The organism is Miniimonas sp. S16 (genome assembly GCF_057748195.1).
The window spans coordinates 945,978-963,809 of record NZ_CM173242.1 but is presented as its reverse complement, the minus strand read 5'-3'; the positions used below and the strand labels follow the sequence as shown (position 1 = coordinate 963,809).

Here is a 17,832-nt window from a genome sequence, read left to right as displayed (position 1 = left end):
GTGGCACCCGTTCGTTGCGGTGTCGGTGCTGGGCTTCCCGACGCTGACGGCGACGTCGTGGACCCGGACGGCTCCGGCGACGAGGACGCCGACGTGGACGGCCCCGCTGCCGTTGGTGTGGTCGTGGCCTCGGAGACCGCCGATCCGTGAGCGGACGGCGACGCCGTCCCGGTGTCGGCGCCGGTGGCAGTCGCGGCGTCCCCCTGACCGCCGGGACTGGTGCAGCCGGCAAGTGTTGCGGACATCGCGATCAGCAGTGCGAGCGCTGCCGATCGAAGGGTGCTCACGGAGGCATCCTCCAGGACAGGGGAACGGGGGCGGGGACCACGGTAACGCGGACGGCGCACCTCCGAGCTCGTTCGGCTCGCGACCGGAACGCGCCCCGGCGCCCGAACCTCCGCCTCAGCCGCGCTCGAGCAGGCCGAGGAGGTATGACCCGTAACCGGACTTCACGAGCCTTTCCGCGCGTTCGCGCAGCTCGTCGTCCGTGAGGAACCCGCGTCGCCAGGCGACCTCTTCGGGCGCGCCGACCTTCATCTCCTGGCGCTTCTCGATCGTGCGCACGAAGTTGGACGCGTCGAGCAGCGAGTCGAACGTCCCGGTGTCCAGCCACGCGGTGCCGCGGGGGAGCACCTCGACCTGCAGGCGGCCCTGCTCGAGGTAGTGCCGGTTGACGTCGGTGATCTCGTACTCCCCACGCGCGGAGGGCTGCAGGTCACGGGCGATCGCGACGACGTCGTTGTCGTAGAAGTACAGGCCCGGAACGGCGTAGCTCGACTTGGGCCGTGCGGGCTTCTCCTCCAGCGAGAGCGCCCGCCCCGCCTCGTCGAACTCGACGACCCCGTACGACGTCGGGTCGGCCACGCGGTACGCGAAGACTGCCGCGCCGTCGATGTCCGCGAACCGCTGCAGCCGCGAGCCCAGGCCCTGCCCGTAGAAGATGTTGTCGCCGAGCACCAGCGCGGCCTTCTCCTGGCCGATGAACGGCGCGCCGAGCACGAACGCCTGCGCCAGCCCGTTCGGCTCGGCCTGGATCGCGTACGTGAGCGAGATGCCGAACTGCGACCCGTCGCCGAGCAGCCGCTGGAACTGAGCCGCGTCGTGGGGAGTCGTGATCACAAGGACGTCCCGGATCCCGGTAAGGAGGAGCGTCGACAAGGGGTAGTAGATCATCGGCTTGTCGTACACGGGAACCAGCTGCTTGCTGACGCCCATCGTGATCGGGTGAAGTCGAGTTCCGGAGCCGCCGGCCAGGATGATTCCACGCATGTGCGCATCCTCCCACGACCCCACCCGGCGCTCTCGCACCCGGGCCTGTGCCACCCGGTAGCGGGACGGCGCGGTAGTCTCGCTCCATCCCGCACCCGAACGAAACATTCTCATGAAACGCGCCCTGATCACTGGTGTCACAGGCCAGGACGGCCTGTACCTGTCCGAGCTCTTGATCTCCAAGGGCTACGAGGTCTACGGACTTGTCCGTGGCCAGAACAATCCCAAGCTCGGGCTGCTCGCAGCCACGGTCCCCGAGGTCAGGGTCCTGACCGGCGACCTCATGGACATGTCGTCGTTGCTGCGCGCACTTCACGCCGCTGAGCCGGACGAGGTGTACAACCTGGGTGCCATCTCGTTCGTCGCGTACTCCTGGGAGAACGCCCACCTCACCACGGACGTGACGGGTAAGGGCGTGCTCAACCTCCTCGAGGCGGTTCGCCTCTACTCGCGCGACGACCTCACGCGGGTGCGTTTCTACCAGGCCTCGAGCTCCGAGATGTTCGGCAAGGTGCAGGAGGTCCCCCAACGGGAGACGACCCTCCTCTGGCCCCGGTCGCCGTACGGCGTGGCCAAGGTTTTCGGGCACCACATGACCATCAACTACCGAGAGTCCTACGGCCTGCACGCCTCATCGGGCATTCTCTTCAACCACGAGTCCCCGCGCAGGGGTCCCGAGTTCGTCACCCGGAAGGTCTCGCAGGCCGTCGCTCGGATCCGGCTCGGGCTGCAGGACCGCATCGCGCTCGGGAACATCGATGCGAAGCGTGACTGGGGCTTCGCCGGCGACTACGTCGAGGCGATGTGGCGCATGCTGCAGCAGCCGCACGGCGACGACTACGTCGTCGCCACGGGGAGCACCCACTCGATCCGCGACCTGCTCGAGGTCGCGTTCACGCACGCGGGTCTGGACGACTGGCAGAGGTACGTGGTCCAGGACGAGCGGTTCATGCGTCCGGCGGAGGTCGACCTTCTCGTTGGAGACCCTAGCAAGGCGCGTTCGGTCCTCGGCTGGGAGCCGACGGTCTCCTTCGACGAGCTCGTGCGCATGATGGTCGACCACGACCTCATCGAGCAGCGGGCCTTGGCGGGGGTCTGACGCGTGACCGTCGTCCTCGTGACCGGTGCGGCAGGGCAGGACGGCTACTACCTGTGCCGGAGGCTCGGTCGGGAGGGATGTGACGTCCATGCGCTCCTGCGCCCCGGGACGAGCCTGGCAGACCCACGAGTCCGCGATCTGAGGACGGTTGCGCCCAGCCTGACGTTCCACGAGGTCGACCTTGCTCGCACGGGACGCCTCCGCCCGGTGATCGAAGCGATCGCGCCGGACGAGATCTACAACCTCGCCGGAATGTCGTCCGTCGCGCGCTCGTGGGAAGACCCCGTGGGCGCCGGAGAGGTGAACGGTCTCGCAGCGGCCTCGCTTCTCGAGGCCGCGCACGCGCTCCAGGAGAGCAGCGGCAGGCAGGTGCGTCTGCTGCAGGCCTCCAGCGCGGAGATCTTCGGCAGTGCCGCCGAGTCGCCCCAGAGCGAGGCAACCCCCGTCCGTCCGACGTCCCCCTACGGAGCCGCGAAGGCCTACGCCCACCACATGGTGGAGGTCTACCGGCAGCGTGGGCTCCACGCGACGAGTCTGGTGCTCTACAACCACGAGTCCCCTCGCAGGCCGCTGACGTTCGTGACGAGGAAGATCACTCACGGCGTGGCCCGTATCTCGCTCGGCCTCGAGACCCAGCTGGTGCTCGGTTCGCTCGACGTGCAGCGTGACTGGGGTTGGGCGCCTGACTACATGGACGCCGCGGTCGCGGCAGTTCGCGCGGACAGGTCACAGGACTACGTGGTGGCCACAGGGGTGGCTCACACGGTCCGAGAGTTCGTCGCGGCAGCCTTCGCATGCGTCGGAGTGACCCGCTGGGAGCCCTACGTCCGGACCGACCCGGCTTTCGTCCGCCCCGTCGATCCCTCGGTCCAGCTCGGCGACGCGGGCAGAGCCGCGGCGGACCTTGGCTGGCGTCCGACGATGGACTTCGACGGCATCGTCTCGGCAATGGTGGCGAACGACGTCGAGGAGCTCTCTCGCTCGCAAGGCGGCGAGCGCCCATTCCCGGTACGGTAAATCGAATTGATCTCGGCGCAGTAGCGCTGACCCCGCACGGAACATGCCGACAGCGTTCGGCTGAAGGAGAAGAAGTACTGATGCGTCGGCACGCAGCGGTCACCATCGTTGCGCACAACTACGTCGCGCAGGCACGCGTGCTCGCTGCCTCGTTCATGGCCCACCACCCGGACGGGGAGTTCTTCACCCTCGTCATCGACGGCAGGAGCGAGGACCGTCGTCTCCACGGACTCGGTGCCGTGCTTCTGGTCGAGGACCTGCCGCTCACTCCCGAGGTCCGCTCCGAGATGGCGATGATGTACGACGTCATGGAGTTCGCCACGGCGCTCAAGCCTGCAGCGCTCCTCCACCTTCACCACCTCGGTGCACTGACCGCCACGTACCTCGACCCCGATATCCGCGTCTACGCCGATCTGCGTGACGTGTTCGAGTCCGCTGCGAGCGCAGGCATGGCGCTCACCCCCCACATGCTTCGTCCCTACCCCGATGATGATCTGCGGCTTCAGCCCAGCGATGTCATGCACTCGGGGATGTACAACCTCGGATTTCTTTCGACTGGTCCTGCAGCCATCCGCTTTCTCGCCTGGTGGTGCGAGCGACTCAAGACCGATGCGGTGGTCGACCTCCAGCAGGCACTCTTCACCGATCAGCGCTGGATGGACTGGTCGACCAGCTTCGAGCGACCCGCCATCCTTCACGACCCGGGTCTCAACGTGGCGTACTGGAACCTCCACGAGCGCGGTGTGGTCGAGGTGGAGGGCGGGTTCGAGGTCAATGGCGGTCCCCTTCGCTTCTTCCACTTCTCGGGGTACGACCCACTGGCCCCGTGGCTGTTGTCCAAGCACATGCTGGACCGGCCACGCCCGCTGCTCAGCGAGATGCCCGGACTGCGCACCCTTGCGGACGCCTACGGTGCCGAGCTCGTGGAACAGCGCCACACCGAGCTGCGGACGAAGCGCTACCGGCTCGACAGGTTGCCCGACGGTTCGCTGCTGAACCCCTACGAGCGACGTCTCTACCGTGACGCCGTCCTCGGTCGCGACGCGAGGATCGGTGCACCGCCAGACCTCGTCGCAGAACCGTACGGACTGCGGCCGTGGCTTGACGAACCTCTCCCCGCCCGCGAAGGACTTCCTCCGATCACGCGGACGGAGTTCGCGCTGTGGCGCACGCGTCCTGACCTCGTCGCGGCGTTCCCTGAACCGTTCGGCGCTCATGCCGAGTCGTTCGCCAGCTGGTTGCTGCACGATCCACACTCTCCCAGCCATGCGAGGCCGCGGCCGCTGGGCATGCCCCGGCACTCCGACGCCGGGTTGAGTCGTGCCGGTTGGAGCGTCGCCGCCTACGCGCGAGCGGAGCTCGGAGTGGGTGGTGCAGGCCGCAGGGTGGCCAAGCTCGTGGCGCACTCCGGCATTCCCTCGGAGCTCGTCGGATACACCGGCACCTCGCTGTCACGGCAGGCGCACGCTCCGTGGCGGGCCGTGGCCGACCGAGCGCGGTACAACCACACCATCTTGTGCGTGAACGCGGACCAGACGCCGAGCGCCATCCACGACCTGGGTCTTCCGAAGGCGAACGGCGCTCTCGTGGGCTACTGGTTCTGGGAGCTGGAGTCCTTCCCCGCGCACTACCGACGTGCGGTGGACATGGTCGACGAGATCTGGGTCTCCAGCGAGTTCAACAGACGATCGATCAGCGAGCTCTCCGACACACCGGTGCGGCTCGTCCCGCTGCCCATGCGGGCACCGTCTGCCCCGACCGCGCTGCGCCGTCAGGATCTCGGACTTCCCGAGGACCGGTTCGTCTTCCTCGTGAACTTCGACTACCTGTCAGTGATGAAGCGCAAGAACCCGTTGGGTGCCCTGCGCGCCTACCTCGCCGCTTTCGGCCCGGACGACGGTGCCTGCCTCGTGATCAAGTCGATCAACGGCGAGTATCGCCGAGGTGAGCGCGAGCGTGTTCGGCTCGCTGCGACGGGTCGACCGGATGTGGTCCTTCTCGAGGACTACGTGACGGCCTCCGAGATGGCCGCCATGATCGAGGTGTCCGACGCGTATGTGTCGCTGCACCGGTCTGAGGGGTACGGACTCAACATCGCCGATGCCTTCGCTCTGGGAACCCCCGTCATCGCCACCGCGTACTCGGGCAACATGGACTTCTGCGACAGTGGCAACACCTTGCTCGTCCCCGCCTCCAAGGTTCCGGTGGGGCCGGGCGCCGAACCATACGACGCGACGAGCCTGTGGGCGGAACCTGACCTCGACGTGGCCTCGTCCCACATGCGCCGACTCTTCGACGACCGGTCGATTGGTGAGGACCTCGTCGCCCGCGGGCGTGAGCGCGCGGCACACTTCTCGGCCGAGCGGCTCGGCAACGAGCTCAGGCCGGTACTTCTGGATCTCATGATGGGAACGATGCGCTGATGGATCCGCTCAAGATCGTTGTGCTCGGGGACGTCGGTGGTGCGGGTGGCTACCATCTCGGCGACGAGGCGATGGCAGAAGCACTGGTCGAGGGTCTCGCAGCCCGACGCCCCCTCGAGGTGACCGCTGTCACAGGGGACGCGGCCGACACCGAGCGTCGGTACGGGTGGGGCACGGTAGCGCGCATCGGCTTCGCCTCGGGGGACGGCGCGGCGGAGGCTGCTGAGCGAGCGTCTCGGGCCGAGCGAGTCCTGGCCGGGGCCGAGGGCGACACGAACGCCCTCGCATGGGACGACCCCGCGTGGGACGTCATCCACGCTGTTGCTGCTGCCGATCTGGTGGTGGTGTCGGGCGCGGGCAACCTCAACAGCGCGTGGCCGGAGCACATCGCCGAGCGGGCCGCACTCGGCGCACTCGCGGCTCGGTTCAGCAAGCGGCTGGTCGTCTCGGGTCAGATGCTGGGGCCCACGCTCACCGAAACGGACGGCGTGACTCTCGCGGGTCTGGTGAACGGTGCCGCGCTCCTCTCGGTCCGAGACCGGGCCAGTCGTGACCTCGCGTCCGAGCTGGGCGCCCCGCGGTCGCGGACCTCGTTCCTGGTGGACGACGCGATGTTCCTCGCGCCGACGAAGAGTCAGGTGCCGCTGCCCGAGTCGGGCTACGTGCTGGCGACCTTCGCTGCCCACTCCGGGGACGCACCCTGGGAGACGGTGTCGGGTGGCTACGCCACCCTTCTGCGCACGATCCTGCGCGAGTCCCAGCTGTCGGTGCTCCTGCTTGCCCACCACGGCACGGACGGCGAGGATCCGACCGGTGACTACCTGGTGCATCGGCGCCTGGCCGAGGAGCTGGACGATCCCCGCGTGGTCGAGCTCGGCCCGACGACGGCCCGTGAGGCCATGGACCTGACCCGCACCGCCGCCGCGGTGGTCAGCAGCCGGTACCACCCCGTGGTGTTCGCCACCGGCACCGCGGTGCCGGTGCTGGGCATCGGGGTCGACCACTACACCCAGAGCAAGATCCGAGGCGCACTGGAGAACGTCGGGCTTGCGGACTACGCTCTCGGCGTCGGATCCCTGGTACACGGTGACCTCACACCCGTCGTCCGGCAGCTGCTCGACGACGGGCCGCAGATCCGGGACCACCTGCGCGCGGTCTCCGAGGTGCGACGCGAGGAGCTGGGACGGTGGTGGGACCTCGTGATCGCGACCGCCGCGTTGCCGCTCGGCGCCGAGCCCGGACCGGCGGTCTCGCTCTCCGACGTTCCAGAGCTGCACGCGGACCCTGCCTGGGCGGCGGAGGCACGTGGCCTTGCTGACTGGAGCGCGCTGATCTCCCGGCACGGAGAGAACTCCCGACGAGCGAGCGCCGAAGCGCTGCGACCTGTTCTGGCCGACGCACTGCACGCCGCCGATCGCGAGCGGGAGACCCTCGTCCTGCGTGACGAGCTGCGTGACGTTCGACTCGCCCTCGATGAGGCACGTACCGAGATCGAGATCGCCAACCGCGAGGGCGAGCACCTGATGGAGGCAGCGCTCGAGGCGGCCGAGCGGCGTCTGGTCGATGCCGAGGCGGAGCTCGATCTCGCCCGGAGCGAGATCGCCGCGCTCCACCGGAGCAGGGCTGAGCTGGACGCGCTCATGCGTACCAGGTCGATGCGTGCGCTTCGACTCCCGCGGCGTGTGTACTCCCGCGTGCGATTCGTCCTGCGGGGGGCGCGCGACGTGTGACATGCCCGCGAGCGAGGCCCCGATCAAGGTGCGCCGAGCGGCGCGGGACCCGGGCAGCGCGTGCGACGAGCGATGTGGCGGCCCGCCCCGCATCAGGGCGAGGAGGGTGCCGGCCCGAGCCTCGCCGCGGATGACGTGCGCGCACCGCTACGTCCGGGTCACCACCACCCGGTCGCGGAGGCCAGCGCGGCGGCGAGCGGCTCCCGCAGCGTCGCCGCGAACGACGACGTGAGGTGGTTGTCGTCGCGGTAGACCGGGTAGCCGTTCAGCACGGCAGGACAGAAGTTCTCCGGGCACACGAAGTCGTTCAGGTCGATCGTTCGGGTGAGCGCGCCGAGCGAGGCCTGGGCAGTCGGACTGACGGCCTGCAGCACGTCCTGGCGGGCCGTGCCGCACGAGTGCGCCTCACCGCCGTCGGCGAGACAGTCCAGCGGGTTCTTCGCCAGCCAGGGCGTGTCTCTCACTGCCACCACGGGGATTCCGGCGTCGGCCAGACGCTGCCACGACGCGAGATAGCCCTGGGGGACCCACTCGCTCCGGACGCCGTCGATGAGGTTCGAGCGCGTCGCCGTCGTGAAGACGGCGTCGACCTGGTCCGCCACGAGACGGTCGGCCACCGCGACGTTCCAGGCGTCGCACTCGTCGCTGAGGTAGAGGTCGAGCCCGGGCTCACCGAAGTAGCACTCGTCTCGCAGGTACGTGATCAGCCTGAACCCCTCGGCATTCGCAATCTCCTCCAGCGGAGTGAACCACTGGCCGGAGTGAGATCCGCCGACGAGCGCGAGAGCTCGCGTCGCGTCGTCCGGGCCGTACTGGCAGACGACGACGTCCGTGCCGCGGGCTATGCAGTGATCCGCGTAGATCCGGGGAGCATCCTGTGCCGCCGAGAGGACGGCGTCGAGATCCAGGGTTGCGGCCTCGTCGTCCACGGGCGCGAGCTGGCCGGCAGCGTCCGACGACGCGAGGTCTGCGTTCTGCGACGGCCCGGTAAGGCTCGCCGTGCGAGCGATCCAACCCGCTGGAACGGCGAGGCTCAGGAGCACGAGCGTTGCCAGGACAAGGCGCGCGCCCCTGCGAGGGCCCGTGACAGCCCGGAACGGCGTCTCGACGAGTCGACGCGAGAGCTCCGCGAGTGCGAACGAGAGCGCGATGATCACCACTCCGGCCACGACCGGAACGCTCTCGCGCTCCGTGACCTCGAGGTACCCCACGAGCAGCGGCCAGTGCCAGGCGTACAGTCCGAAGGCGAGGCGGCCGGTGAACTGCGCCGGGCGGGTCCGCAGCAGCGCGTCGACGCCGACGCGCGTCGGACGTACGCCGGCGACGATGACGAGGAGCGTGCCCCCGACCGGCAGCAACGCCCACGGTCCCGGGAACGTGACGGCTCCGTCGACGACCCACATCGTCGCCAGCAGCATCCCGAGGCCCGCCCAGCCCAGCACGGTACGGACGCTCGGGGCGAGGGGGAGCCGCATCATCACGAGCCCGACGAGGGCACCCGCGAGCAGCTCCCACGTACGGGCGAACGTGTCGAAGTAGGTCCAGACAGGGTCCTGGGCGATCCCGATCGACGCATAGGTGAAGGACGCGACGGCGAGCACCACGAGCGCGGTGATGAGCACGCGTCGTCGAACCGCGTGGGACAGCGACCGCACCGTCCAGCCGAGGCAGAGCAGCAGCACGGCGACGCCGAGATAGAGCTGAGCCTGTACGGACAGCGACCACAGGTGCTGGAACGGGCTTGCACCGACGTCGGCGCCACCGTATGCCGTGCCCTCGAACGCGAGCCACCAGTTCTGCGTCATCGTGACCGAGGCGATCGCCTGCTCGGAGACGTCGGACCACCGTGTCGGCGGGTAGATCAGGACCGCTCCCACCACAACGACGAGGACGACCGGGACGACGACCGGGAGAAGACGACGGGCGACCTTGAGGGCGAACGGCCCCAGCCGGAACTCGTGTGCGGCAACCCGTCGAAGAGTGGCGCCGACGACGAACACCCCCGACAGGACCAGGAAGGCGTCCACGCCGCCGGAGACGCGTCCGAGCCACACGTGGCCGAGGACGACCAGCAGGATGGCGAGTCCGCGCAACCCGTCCAGGTCGTGGCGGTACGGGGTGGAGGTGCGAGCGCGCGTCGCGGGCGCGTGGGTACCGCGCGGCGCGACCGAGGGGATCGAGCTGATCATGGCCTGCATCTGGGTCGGGTCTGGAGAGTTGGGCTGCACATGTGGGTGCCGAGGGCGCCGACCCTGCGTCATCCTATCGGCCGACAACGTTGCGTCCGTCGCTCGAACGAGCCGGTCACCGCCATAAAATCGCCCTCATGAGTTCGGTGAAAGTGGCTCGCACGACCTTTGACGGCCGCAGCGCACGGGTCGTGATGGACATCGCCGGAGATCGGGTCGAGATCTCCCTCGAGGCGAACCGCCGCTTTCGCCGACCGGTTGCGTTCGGCGACGTGTGGCTGCCGCTCGCGATCTTCCCCGCCATGCGGCTGGGCGTGCCCGTCGAACTTGCTGATCCCGTCTCCAGCAAACGCCTCGAAGGTGTGCTCGAGGCGCAGCGCGTCCTCGCGGCGTGGGACGACACCCTCACGCCCCAGGCAGTGCGTGCGCCCGTCACGCGACGATCGCCGTTGCGCCGTCGGCCCCCGATCCAGCTGATGACGGGTGGCGTCGACTCGAGCTTCAAGCTGCTGGAGCATCCGGAGACCGTGGACCTGCTCTACGTGCACGATGTGCTGCACGAGCCGCCGGCGGTGCGGGAACGGGTCGACCAGCAGCTCGACTCGATGGCTCGCGCGCTGCGGCGTCGCGTCACCAAGGTCGACAGCGACATTCGCCGGGTGCTCGACCCCTACGCCGAGTGGGGGAGCCAGACTCACGGGGCCGCGCTCGTCGCCGCGGCGTCGCTCGTGGCCGAAGGTCGGCGGACGCTCTACGTCGCCGGGAGCCACCACTACAGCGACCTGGAGCCCTGGGGTTCTCACCCGGTTCTGGATCACCTCTACTCCAGCGGAACGCTCCGCGTGGTGCACAGCGGGGCGCACGCCACCCGGCCGGAGAAGGTGCGGGCGGTGGCGCGAGACGCCGTACTGACCGCCCACCTCCGGGTCTGCTGGCGCTCCACCGATGCCCTCAACTGCGGACGTTGCGAGAAGTGCCTGCGCACCATGGTGGCACTCGAGCTCGCCGGGGCGCTGGGCACGGCGACGACCTTCGACGTTCCGCTCTCGCTCGACGCCCTGCGCACGATCGAGATCGCGAACGAGAGTGAGCGGGTGTTCGTTCTCGAGAACATTCGCGCCGCGAGATCAGCGGGGCGCGACGACATAGCCGAAGCTCTGGCAGTGGCGGTCGGAGCGTCGCCGTGACCCGCGACCCGCGCGTGCTGCTCGACGCCACCGCGATCCCCGCCAACCGCGCCGGCGTCGGCCGCTACGTCGAGGAGCTCGTGCGGGCGCTGTCGGCACGGCACTACCCCCTCGCGGTGGTGACCCAGGCGCGCGACGCGGAGCGCTTCGCGGCCCTGGCGCCGCACGCCCGCATCGAGTCCGCGCCGGCCGCGATCGAGCCGACCGCGCGCCGACTGGTGTGGGAGCAGACCGGGCTGCCGAGCCTGGCGCGGCGCCTGCGGGCCGACGTCGTGCACTCCCCGCACTACACGATGCCGCTGGCCTCGCCGGTGCCCGTCGTCGTCACGCTGCACGACGCCACTTTCTTCTCCGACCCGGCCGTGCACGTGCCCGCGAAGCGACGCTTCTTCCGCACCTGGACGCGGCTGTCGCTGCGCCGCGCGGCGGCCTGCGTCGTGGTGTCGCAGGCGTCCGCGGACGAGCTCGTGACGTGGGCCGGCGCGGACCGCAGGCGGCTCACGGTGGCGCCGCTCGGCGTCGACCACGTGCGGTTCCGCCCGCCGAGCGAGCAGGAGAAGCACGACGCCGCCGCGCACCTCGGCCTGTCTGGTCGCCGGTACGTGGCGTTCCTCGCCACGCTCGAGCCGCGCAAGAACGTCCCCGCCCTGGTCCGGGGGTTCGTAGCGGCGGCCGGGCGGATGAGCGACCCCCCGGCGCTCGTCCTCGCCGGACCGCCCGGCTGGGACGACCAGGTCGGACCGGCGGTCGCGGCGGTGCCGGACGGGCTGCAGGTGCTGGTGCCCGGCTACCTGCCGATCGAGGACCTGGCCGGCTACCTCGGCGGCGCGGAGCTCGTGGCCTACCCGAGCCTCGGCGAGGGGTTCGGGCTGCCGGTGCTGGAGGCCATGGCGTGCGGGGCGGCGGTGCTCACCACGCGCAGGTTGTCGCTGCCCGAGGTGGGGGGCGACGCGGTGGCCTACACCGGGACGAGCGACGAGGAGATCGCCGGCAGCCTCGAGGCGCTCCTCGGCGACGCCGAGCGACTGGCCGAGCTGCGCCGTCGGGCACCGCTTCGCGCGGCGACGTTCGACTGGGACCGGACCGCCGACGGGTGCGTCGCGGCCTACCGGGCGGCCGCGGGAGCCTGACCGGCCCGTGCGACCTGATCGAGAACGCGTGGTCGGCCGGCGTCGCGGGCGAAGCCGGGGCTCGAGGGGGTCAGCGGGTCGGCTCGGTCCCGGTGCCAGTGCCGGAGCTCGCCCCGGAGACGCGGGGGCGGCCCCGACCCACGAGGCGAGCAAGTCCCCATCCGGTCACCTTGACGACCGCCTCGGCAACGATCGAGCCGCTCATCTTGGACTCGCCGTTCTCGCGCTCGCGGAACTCGATCGGGACCTCGACGAGCTCGTAGCCGGCGGCGTAGGCGCGGCGGGTGAGGTCGATCTGGAAGCAGTAGCCGCGCGAGTCGACCGCGCCGTCGATCATCTGCTCGAGCACGGCGGCGCGGTACACGCGGTACCCGGCCGTCACGTCCCGCACCGGCAGCCCGAGCATCGTGCGCGCGTACCAGCTGCCGCCACGGCTGATGAACTCGCGCGATCGCGGCCAGTTCACGACGGAGCCACCCGGCACCCATCGCGACCCGATGGCGCCACCGACCCGGCCCGTCTCGTCGCCCGTGACCGCGGCGATGAGCGCGGGGAGGCGCTCCGGCGGGTGCGAGCCGTCGGCGTCCATCTCGATCAGCAGGTCGTAGCCGCGCTCGAGGCCCCACGCGAAGCCCGCGAGGTACGCCGCGCCGAGGCCGTTCTTCTCGGTGCGGTGCATGACGTGGACCCGCTCGTTCGCTGCGCTCAGCGCGTCCGCGATCTCGCCCGTGCCGTCCGGGCTGCCGTCGTCCACGACGAGGACGTCCACGGTCGCGGCGCCCAGAGCGCGGGCCACGATCGACTCGATGTTCTCCCGCTCGTTGTACGTCGGGATGATGACGAGCGCGGAGGCAGGGTCGGTGCTGCGTGACACGGTGACCTCGATGGCGTGCGGGATCGACGAGCGATCGGCGGAGACCTCAGAGTACCGGTGGGCGGCGCCGTCCTGCGCTGCATTCGGCCGCGTCAGCGGTCGGCGCCGGTCATGTCCGAGCCGCGCGGGAGCACGCGCGGCGTGGTGGCGTCACGTGCCGGACGACGCGGTGAGGTCGGCGTACAACGACCACAGACGCGCGGCCGTGTCCTCCCAGCGATGGCGGGTCGCCACGGTCCGGCCCGCGGCGACCGCTGCGACCCGATCGGCGGGCGAGGAGAGCAGCCGGCTCGCCTCGGCGGCGAGCCCGGCTGCGTCGCCGACGGCGAAGGTCGCGCCCGCGTGCTCGGCGACCTCGCCGAACACCGGGATGTCGGAGTGCAGCACCGGGGTGCCGACTGCCATCGCCTCGACGAGCGGCAGGCCGAAGCCCTCCTCCCGACTCGCGTGCACCGACACGGCGGCACCCGCGACCACTGCTGCCAGGTCCGCGTCGCTGAGGCGGCCGAGCAGGTGGACCCGCTCGGAGGCGCGCGGGGCGGCGCCGCCCCAGCCCGACGGGCCCACGACGGCGAGGTGGACGTCCTGGGGGAGCAGGGGGAGCGCCTCGATGATCGTCGAGAGGCCCTTGCGCGGCTCCAGCGTTCCCACCGCCACGAGGTAGCGCTCGGGGAGGCCGAGCCTGTCGCGCACGCGGCTCACGGAGTGCGGCGTGACCGGCTCGAGGAAGGCTTCGGCGACCCCCTCGCCGATCACCGCGACGCGGGTGTCCAGGTCGACGAACGAGCTGAGGACGCGTCGCACTGCCTCGGTCGGCACGACGACCGCGTCGGCTGTTCGGGCGGCCCGGGCGATTATCCGGCGGTGCCACGCGGCGCCGCGTGCGGTGAGCAGCTCGGGATGGGTGAAGGGCACCGCGTCGTGCACGGTGACGACGAGCGCGCCGCGGCGCAGCCGGCGTGCCGTCGGCGCGAGTGGGGTCGTCGCGTGCACCACGTCGCCGGGGACCCGCGGTGGAAGACCACGCTCCCACAGTGCCGTGAGGGCGCGCCGCGGTACCGGGAGTCGCGTCGGTCCGGCGACGCCACTGACCCGGGCGGGGCCGACGTCCCGGTGCCAGGCCGACAGGCCGCGGATCTGCCAGTCCGCGGGGGCGGACCGCACCAGCGCGCGGCCGACCTCGAGCGTGTAGCGGCCAGTACCGCCGGGTACCGGCGCGAGGGCCTGCTCGGTGACGAGGGTCAGGACGGGCACGAGGGCCACGCTAGTCGCGGGCGAACGCCAGGCAGGGGTGCCAAGAGCGAGCACTCCGTACGGCGCGCGCTCCGATTTCAGCAGTCAGCGTCGCGCAAGGCGTGGCAACCTCGCTCGTCGGTCCACGGCGGGCGTGTCGGAGTGCCCACATCGTCATCGCCGCGACCACGAGGTCTGGATCCGGAGCCGGGCCGCGAGTCCGACGCGCAAGGCGAGCCGGACGGGAGCGTGGTACCAGCGCGGATAGCGGCGGCTGAGGTAGAGGTAGGCGCTGACGTGGTGGGCGCGCAGCATGGCCGCGGGCTTCGCACGCCACGAGTGGCCCTGGTCGTGCCGGATCCGCGCCGCGGGCACGTACACGCTGGACCAGCCGCGCGCCGCGAGCCGGGCGCAGAGGTCGACGTCCTCGAAGAACATGAAGTAGTCCTCGTCGAAGCCGCCGACGTCCGCGAGCGCCTCCCGGCGCAGGACCAGGCACGAGCCCGACAGCCAGTCGGTGGTGCGGTCGGCCGTCGGGTCGCCCCCCTCCTGACGGTAGGCGCGCGTCCATGGGTTGGTCGGCCACACACGGGACAGCAGGGCATGGCCCACGCCAGTCGCGATCGAGGGGAAGCGGCGGGCCGAGGGGTAGGCGGAGCCGTCCGGCTCGAGCACGGTCGGTCCGAACGCGCCGGCGCGCGGCCACGCGGCCGCGTGCGCGAGGACGGTGTCGAGCGAACCCGGCTCCCACACGACGTCGGGGTTCGCCACGACCACCCACTCGCCACGGGCGTCGGCCAGACCAAGATTCGCGCCGCCCCCGTACCCGAGGTTCGACGGAGCGCGGACCAGGCGCACGCCGTCGGGCAGCTCGTCGTGCCGGAGCGGAACCCGCGACGCGTTGTCGACGACGACGACCTCGAGCTGCCGGGTGGAGGCGGTGCGGACCGACTCGAGGAAGGCCGGCAGCGCCTCGCGCGAGTCGAAGAAGACGGTCACGACCCGGACGTCCGGTGGCGCGGAGCCGGTCGCCGCCGGGTCGGTCGACTCGAGATCCGGCGACTCGATGTCAGGCATGGCGGGGTCCGGCACGGCAGGGAGCCTATCGAGCGCGCGCGGGTGACGTCGGGTCAACAGGTCGCGGTGATGGTCTTGGGCGTTGCGTCCTGAGTCGGCTGCGGCGCGTCGCTCGTAGCCGGAGCGGCCGGGTCCGAGGCACCCGAGCCGTCCGACGTCGCCACCTCGCCCTCGGGCGCCGGGTCGCTCGTGGCCGGGTCCCCGGCGGGAGCGTCCTGGGTGGCGGTGGGGGCCGGTGCGAGCTCGGGCAGCGCGGTGTAGAGGGGCTGGTCGGCCGCGAGGGCCGCCCACACGTCGTCGGCCGTCGCCGTCGCTCGGACCCGGGCGCCCTCGTAGACGAACGGCACGGTGGCGAACGTGACGTCGCTGAGCGACAGGTTGTCGAGCGACATGCCGAGGCCGACGAGCGACGTGATCTGCGACAGCCCCGGGCTGGTGGTGAGCGACTGCGTCGCCGCCGAGAGGAACTGGTAGAGCTCGCGGGAGTTCGTCAGCAGGTTCTTCGACATGAGCTCGTCGATCATGGCCGTGAGGAGCTGCTGCTGGCGGTCGATCCGGTTGATGTCCGAGCCGTCGCCGATGTTGTGGCGGGCGCGCGCCAGCTGGAGCGCCTGCACGCCGTCGAGCGTCTGCTGGCCGGCGGGCAGGTCCAGGCCGGTGTAGTCGTCCTGGAGCGGTTCGGCCAGGCACACGTCGACCCCGCCGACCGCGTCCACCATGCGCTGGAACCCGGCGAAGTCCACGAGGGCGAACTCGTCGACGGTCAGGCCCGTCATCTGCTGGACGGTGAGGATCGTGCAGGCCGCGCCGTACTGGCGGGCCTCGTCCGACCCCGTGTCGGACTGCGAGGAGCCCTGGGAGAACGCCGAGTTGAACATCGCGTCGTCCTGCGCCCACGTCGACGACCCGTCGGGGAGAGTGCAGGCGGGGATCGGCGTGAGGAGGTCGCGCGGGATGGAGACGGCGTCGATCCGGCTGCGGTCCGCTGAGATGTGGAACAGCAGCGTGGTGTCCGAGCGCATGCCCGCGTCGTTGCCCCCGATCTCAGCGTTCTCGCCGCTGCGATCGTCGGTCCCCATGACGAGGATGTTCATCGGCTGACCCGTCTTCGGGTCGTCGTACGTCGCCTCCGCGGAGGCCGACTGCGTCGGGCTCGTCGCCATGGCCCCGTTGACGAGGTCCTCGACGTCGAGCGACGTGATGTTGTTCTGGATGTCGGCGTAGGCGAAGGTGACGCCGCCGACGACGAAGGCGATGATCCCGACCCCGGACGTGAGCACACCGCGCAGCAGGGATCGCGACGGGTTGCGGCGGGCATGCCGCCAGCGAGCCATGGGGGAAGAGGTCACGCCCCGATCGTATGGGGACGGGCAGGAGGGCACCGGTCAGGCGCGAGGGTGCTCTGCGGGGCGCCCGTGGAAGTGTTGTGAACGTCGGTCACCGAGCCGGGCGACGCGGCCGGCGACCTCAGCGAGGCTCGCGCACGTCGGCGGACGCGCCGGCCGCCAGCGCGAGCACCTCGGCCACGGGGGTGACGCGTGCCGCCCGCGTGACGTCGGCGAACGGCGCGTGCCAGCCCGCACCGGCCAGCGCGACGGCGTCGGGCCGGAAGGCGGCGACCGGGCCGAGCGCGTCGGGCTGCGCCGCGACGTCGACCGCACCGTCGAGCCAGCCCGACGCCAGGTCGCCCGGCCAGCGCAGCGCGAACGACGGCAGCGGGACGGCGACGGCGAGCTCCGGCCGCGCACGGCCCGCGGCCCACGTCTCCTCCCACGGGCCCGGGCGCGAGGTGACCACGACGTCGAGGGGAGCCGACGCGACCGGCCGAGGCTCGCCGTCGGGCGCCGGAGTCGCGTCGGGGCCGTCGTCCGGAAGGACGAGGCAGGACCCGGTCAACCACGCGCCGAGCGCCCACACGACCGTTCGCCAGTGCGGCGGGAGATCGAGGTGGACCCGCGTGTTCGGCCCGGCGTCGATCTCCTCGACGAGGAGGTTGGCGACCTTGGCCGCCCAGGTGGCGCACACGCGGCCGGACAGCTCGAGCTGCTCACCGCCGCCCGACCAGGTCAGACGCGGGCGGGGACCGCTCGCCAGCAGGGACGAGAACGCGGCATCGGGATCGAGCATCATGCTCCCGAACCTACGGCGATCCCCCGGCGACACGCCGAGGAGCCGAGGCGGATACCACGCATCGGCTTGACTACGAGGGGATGACACGCGTGTAATTCACATGCCGCCGCAGCGCTGCGGTGGACCTGACCAGCGAGCGAGACCTTCGGAGGCAGCGGATGTGGAACATCCTGGGCGAGGGACCTCTCGCCTCACCGACCGCATGGTCAGCGCTCAACTCGGGGCCCTTCCTCGGTGAGGGCGCCCTGGAGTGGCAGGAGCGCGCACTGTGCGCCCAGACGGACCCCGAGGCGTTCTTCCCGGAGAAGGGCGGCTCCACCCGCGAGGCCAAGAAGGTGTGCGCCTCGTGCGAGGTGCGCGCCGAGTGCCTCGACTACGCGCTCGCGAACGACGAGCGGTTCGGCATCTGGGGCGGGCTCTCCGAGCGGGAGCGGCGCCGGCTGAAGCGCCGAGCAGTCTGAGGCGCCGCACGTC

The 17,832-nt window shown here is 71.0% G+C and carries 15 protein-coding genes; 8 read left to right on the top strand and 7 right to left on the bottom strand.

Annotation, left to right across the window (positions count from 1 at the left end):
• Positions 1-150 carry a hypothetical protein gene (locus tag AC3AQ1_RS04295; protein ID WP_488301225.1) on the top strand — a complete coding sequence of 50 codons (150 nt, stop codon included), beginning with the start codon at positions 1-3 and terminating at the stop codon, positions 148-150.
• A gap of 252 nt (positions 151-402) precedes the next feature.
• On the opposite strand, the gene rfbA is transcribed toward AC3AQ1_RS04295, so the two are convergent.
• Positions 403-1,269: a glucose-1-phosphate thymidylyltransferase RfbA gene (gene rfbA, locus AC3AQ1_RS04290; RefSeq protein ID WP_108717957.1), complete on the bottom strand. Its 867-nt coding sequence runs from the start codon at positions 1,267-1,269 to the stop codon at positions 403-405.
• Between the two features lie 112 nt (positions 1,270-1,381).
• Here rfbA and AC3AQ1_RS04285 point away from each other — a divergent pair, with 112 nt between their 5' ends.
• The 4 genes from AC3AQ1_RS04285 (at position 1,382) to AC3AQ1_RS04270 (ending at position 7,538) form a co-directional block, all read left to right on the top strand.
• Positions 1,382-2,368, top strand: coding sequence for a GDP-mannose 4,6-dehydratase (locus tag AC3AQ1_RS04285; RefSeq protein ID WP_108717956.1), 987 nt, complete (start codon positions 1,382-1,384; stop codon positions 2,366-2,368).
• A 3-nt stretch (positions 2,369-2,371) separates the two neighbouring features.
• Positions 2,372-3,385, top strand: coding sequence for a GDP-mannose 4,6-dehydratase (locus tag AC3AQ1_RS04280; RefSeq protein WP_108717955.1), 1,014 nt, complete (start codon positions 2,372-2,374; stop codon positions 3,383-3,385).
• Positions 3,386-3,678: 293 nt separating this feature from the next.
• The gene (locus tag AC3AQ1_RS04275; protein ID WP_159096374.1) at positions 3,679-5,808 is read left to right on the top strand and encodes a glycosyltransferase; all 2,130 of its coding nucleotides are present in this window, start codon (positions 3,679-3,681) and stop codon (positions 5,806-5,808) included.
• Positions 5,808-7,538, top strand: coding sequence for a polysaccharide pyruvyl transferase family protein (locus AC3AQ1_RS04270; protein ID WP_108717953.1), 1,731 nt, complete (start codon positions 5,808-5,810; stop codon positions 7,536-7,538). Before AC3AQ1_RS04275 ends, AC3AQ1_RS04270 begins: the two co-directional genes overlap by 1 nt.
• Before the next feature lie 158 nt (positions 7,539-7,696).
• Here AC3AQ1_RS04270 and AC3AQ1_RS04265 read toward each other — a convergent pair whose 3' ends face one another.
• Positions 7,697-9,727: an acyltransferase family protein gene (locus tag AC3AQ1_RS04265; protein WP_159096373.1), complete on the bottom strand. Its 2,031-nt coding sequence runs from the start codon at positions 9,725-9,727 to the stop codon at positions 7,697-7,699.
• Positions 9,728-9,768: 41 nt separating this feature from the next.
• On the opposite strand from AC3AQ1_RS04265, the gene AC3AQ1_RS04260 reads away from it, so the two are divergent.
• Together AC3AQ1_RS04260 and AC3AQ1_RS04255 are read left to right on the top strand one after the other, a co-directional pair.
• Positions 9,769-10,914, top strand: a complete 1,146-nt coding sequence (locus AC3AQ1_RS04260; RefSeq protein ID WP_159096372.1) for a hypothetical protein — start codon at positions 9,769-9,771, stop codon at positions 10,912-10,914.
• Positions 10,911-12,044: a glycosyltransferase family 4 protein gene (locus AC3AQ1_RS04255; protein ID WP_108717950.1), complete on the top strand. Its 1,134-nt coding sequence runs from the start codon at positions 10,911-10,913 to the stop codon at positions 12,042-12,044. Before AC3AQ1_RS04260 ends, AC3AQ1_RS04255 begins: the two co-directional genes overlap by 4 nt.
• A gap of 70 nt (positions 12,045-12,114) precedes the next feature.
• On the opposite strand, the gene AC3AQ1_RS04250 is transcribed toward AC3AQ1_RS04255, so the two are convergent.
• The 5 genes from AC3AQ1_RS04250 to AC3AQ1_RS04230 form a co-directional block, all read right to left on the bottom strand.
• Positions 12,115-12,918 (bottom strand): polyprenol monophosphomannose synthase, encoded by an 804-nt coding sequence (locus AC3AQ1_RS04250; protein ID WP_108717949.1) that lies wholly within the window; start codon positions 12,916-12,918, stop codon positions 12,115-12,117.
• Positions 12,919-13,068: 150 nt separating this feature from the next.
• On the bottom strand, positions 13,069-14,172 hold the full coding sequence (locus tag AC3AQ1_RS04245) for a glycosyltransferase family 4 protein (protein ID WP_108719975.1): 1,104 nt from the start codon (positions 14,170-14,172) through the stop codon (positions 13,069-13,071).
• Positions 14,173-14,325: 153 nt separating this feature from the next.
• A complete protein-coding gene (locus AC3AQ1_RS04240) occupies positions 14,326-15,243 on the bottom strand; it encodes a glycosyltransferase family 2 protein (RefSeq protein ID WP_234417759.1) in 918 nt (305 codons plus the stop codon).
• A 38-nt stretch (positions 15,244-15,281) separates the two neighbouring features.
• A complete protein-coding gene (locus AC3AQ1_RS04235; protein WP_159096371.1) occupies positions 15,282-16,577 on the bottom strand; it encodes an LCP family protein in 1,296 nt (431 codons plus the stop codon).
• Positions 16,578-16,695: 118 nt separating this feature from the next.
• A complete protein-coding gene (locus tag AC3AQ1_RS04230; RefSeq protein ID WP_370445346.1) occupies positions 16,696-17,355 on the bottom strand; it encodes a TIGR03089 family protein in 660 nt (219 codons plus the stop codon).
• Positions 17,356-17,516: 161 nt separating this feature from the next.
• On the opposite strand from AC3AQ1_RS04230, the gene AC3AQ1_RS04225 reads away from it, so the two are divergent.
• A complete protein-coding gene (locus tag AC3AQ1_RS04225; RefSeq protein ID WP_108717946.1) occupies positions 17,517-17,819 on the top strand; it encodes a WhiB family transcriptional regulator in 303 nt (100 codons plus the stop codon).
• The last annotated feature ends 13 nt before the right edge of the window (positions 17,820-17,832 follow it).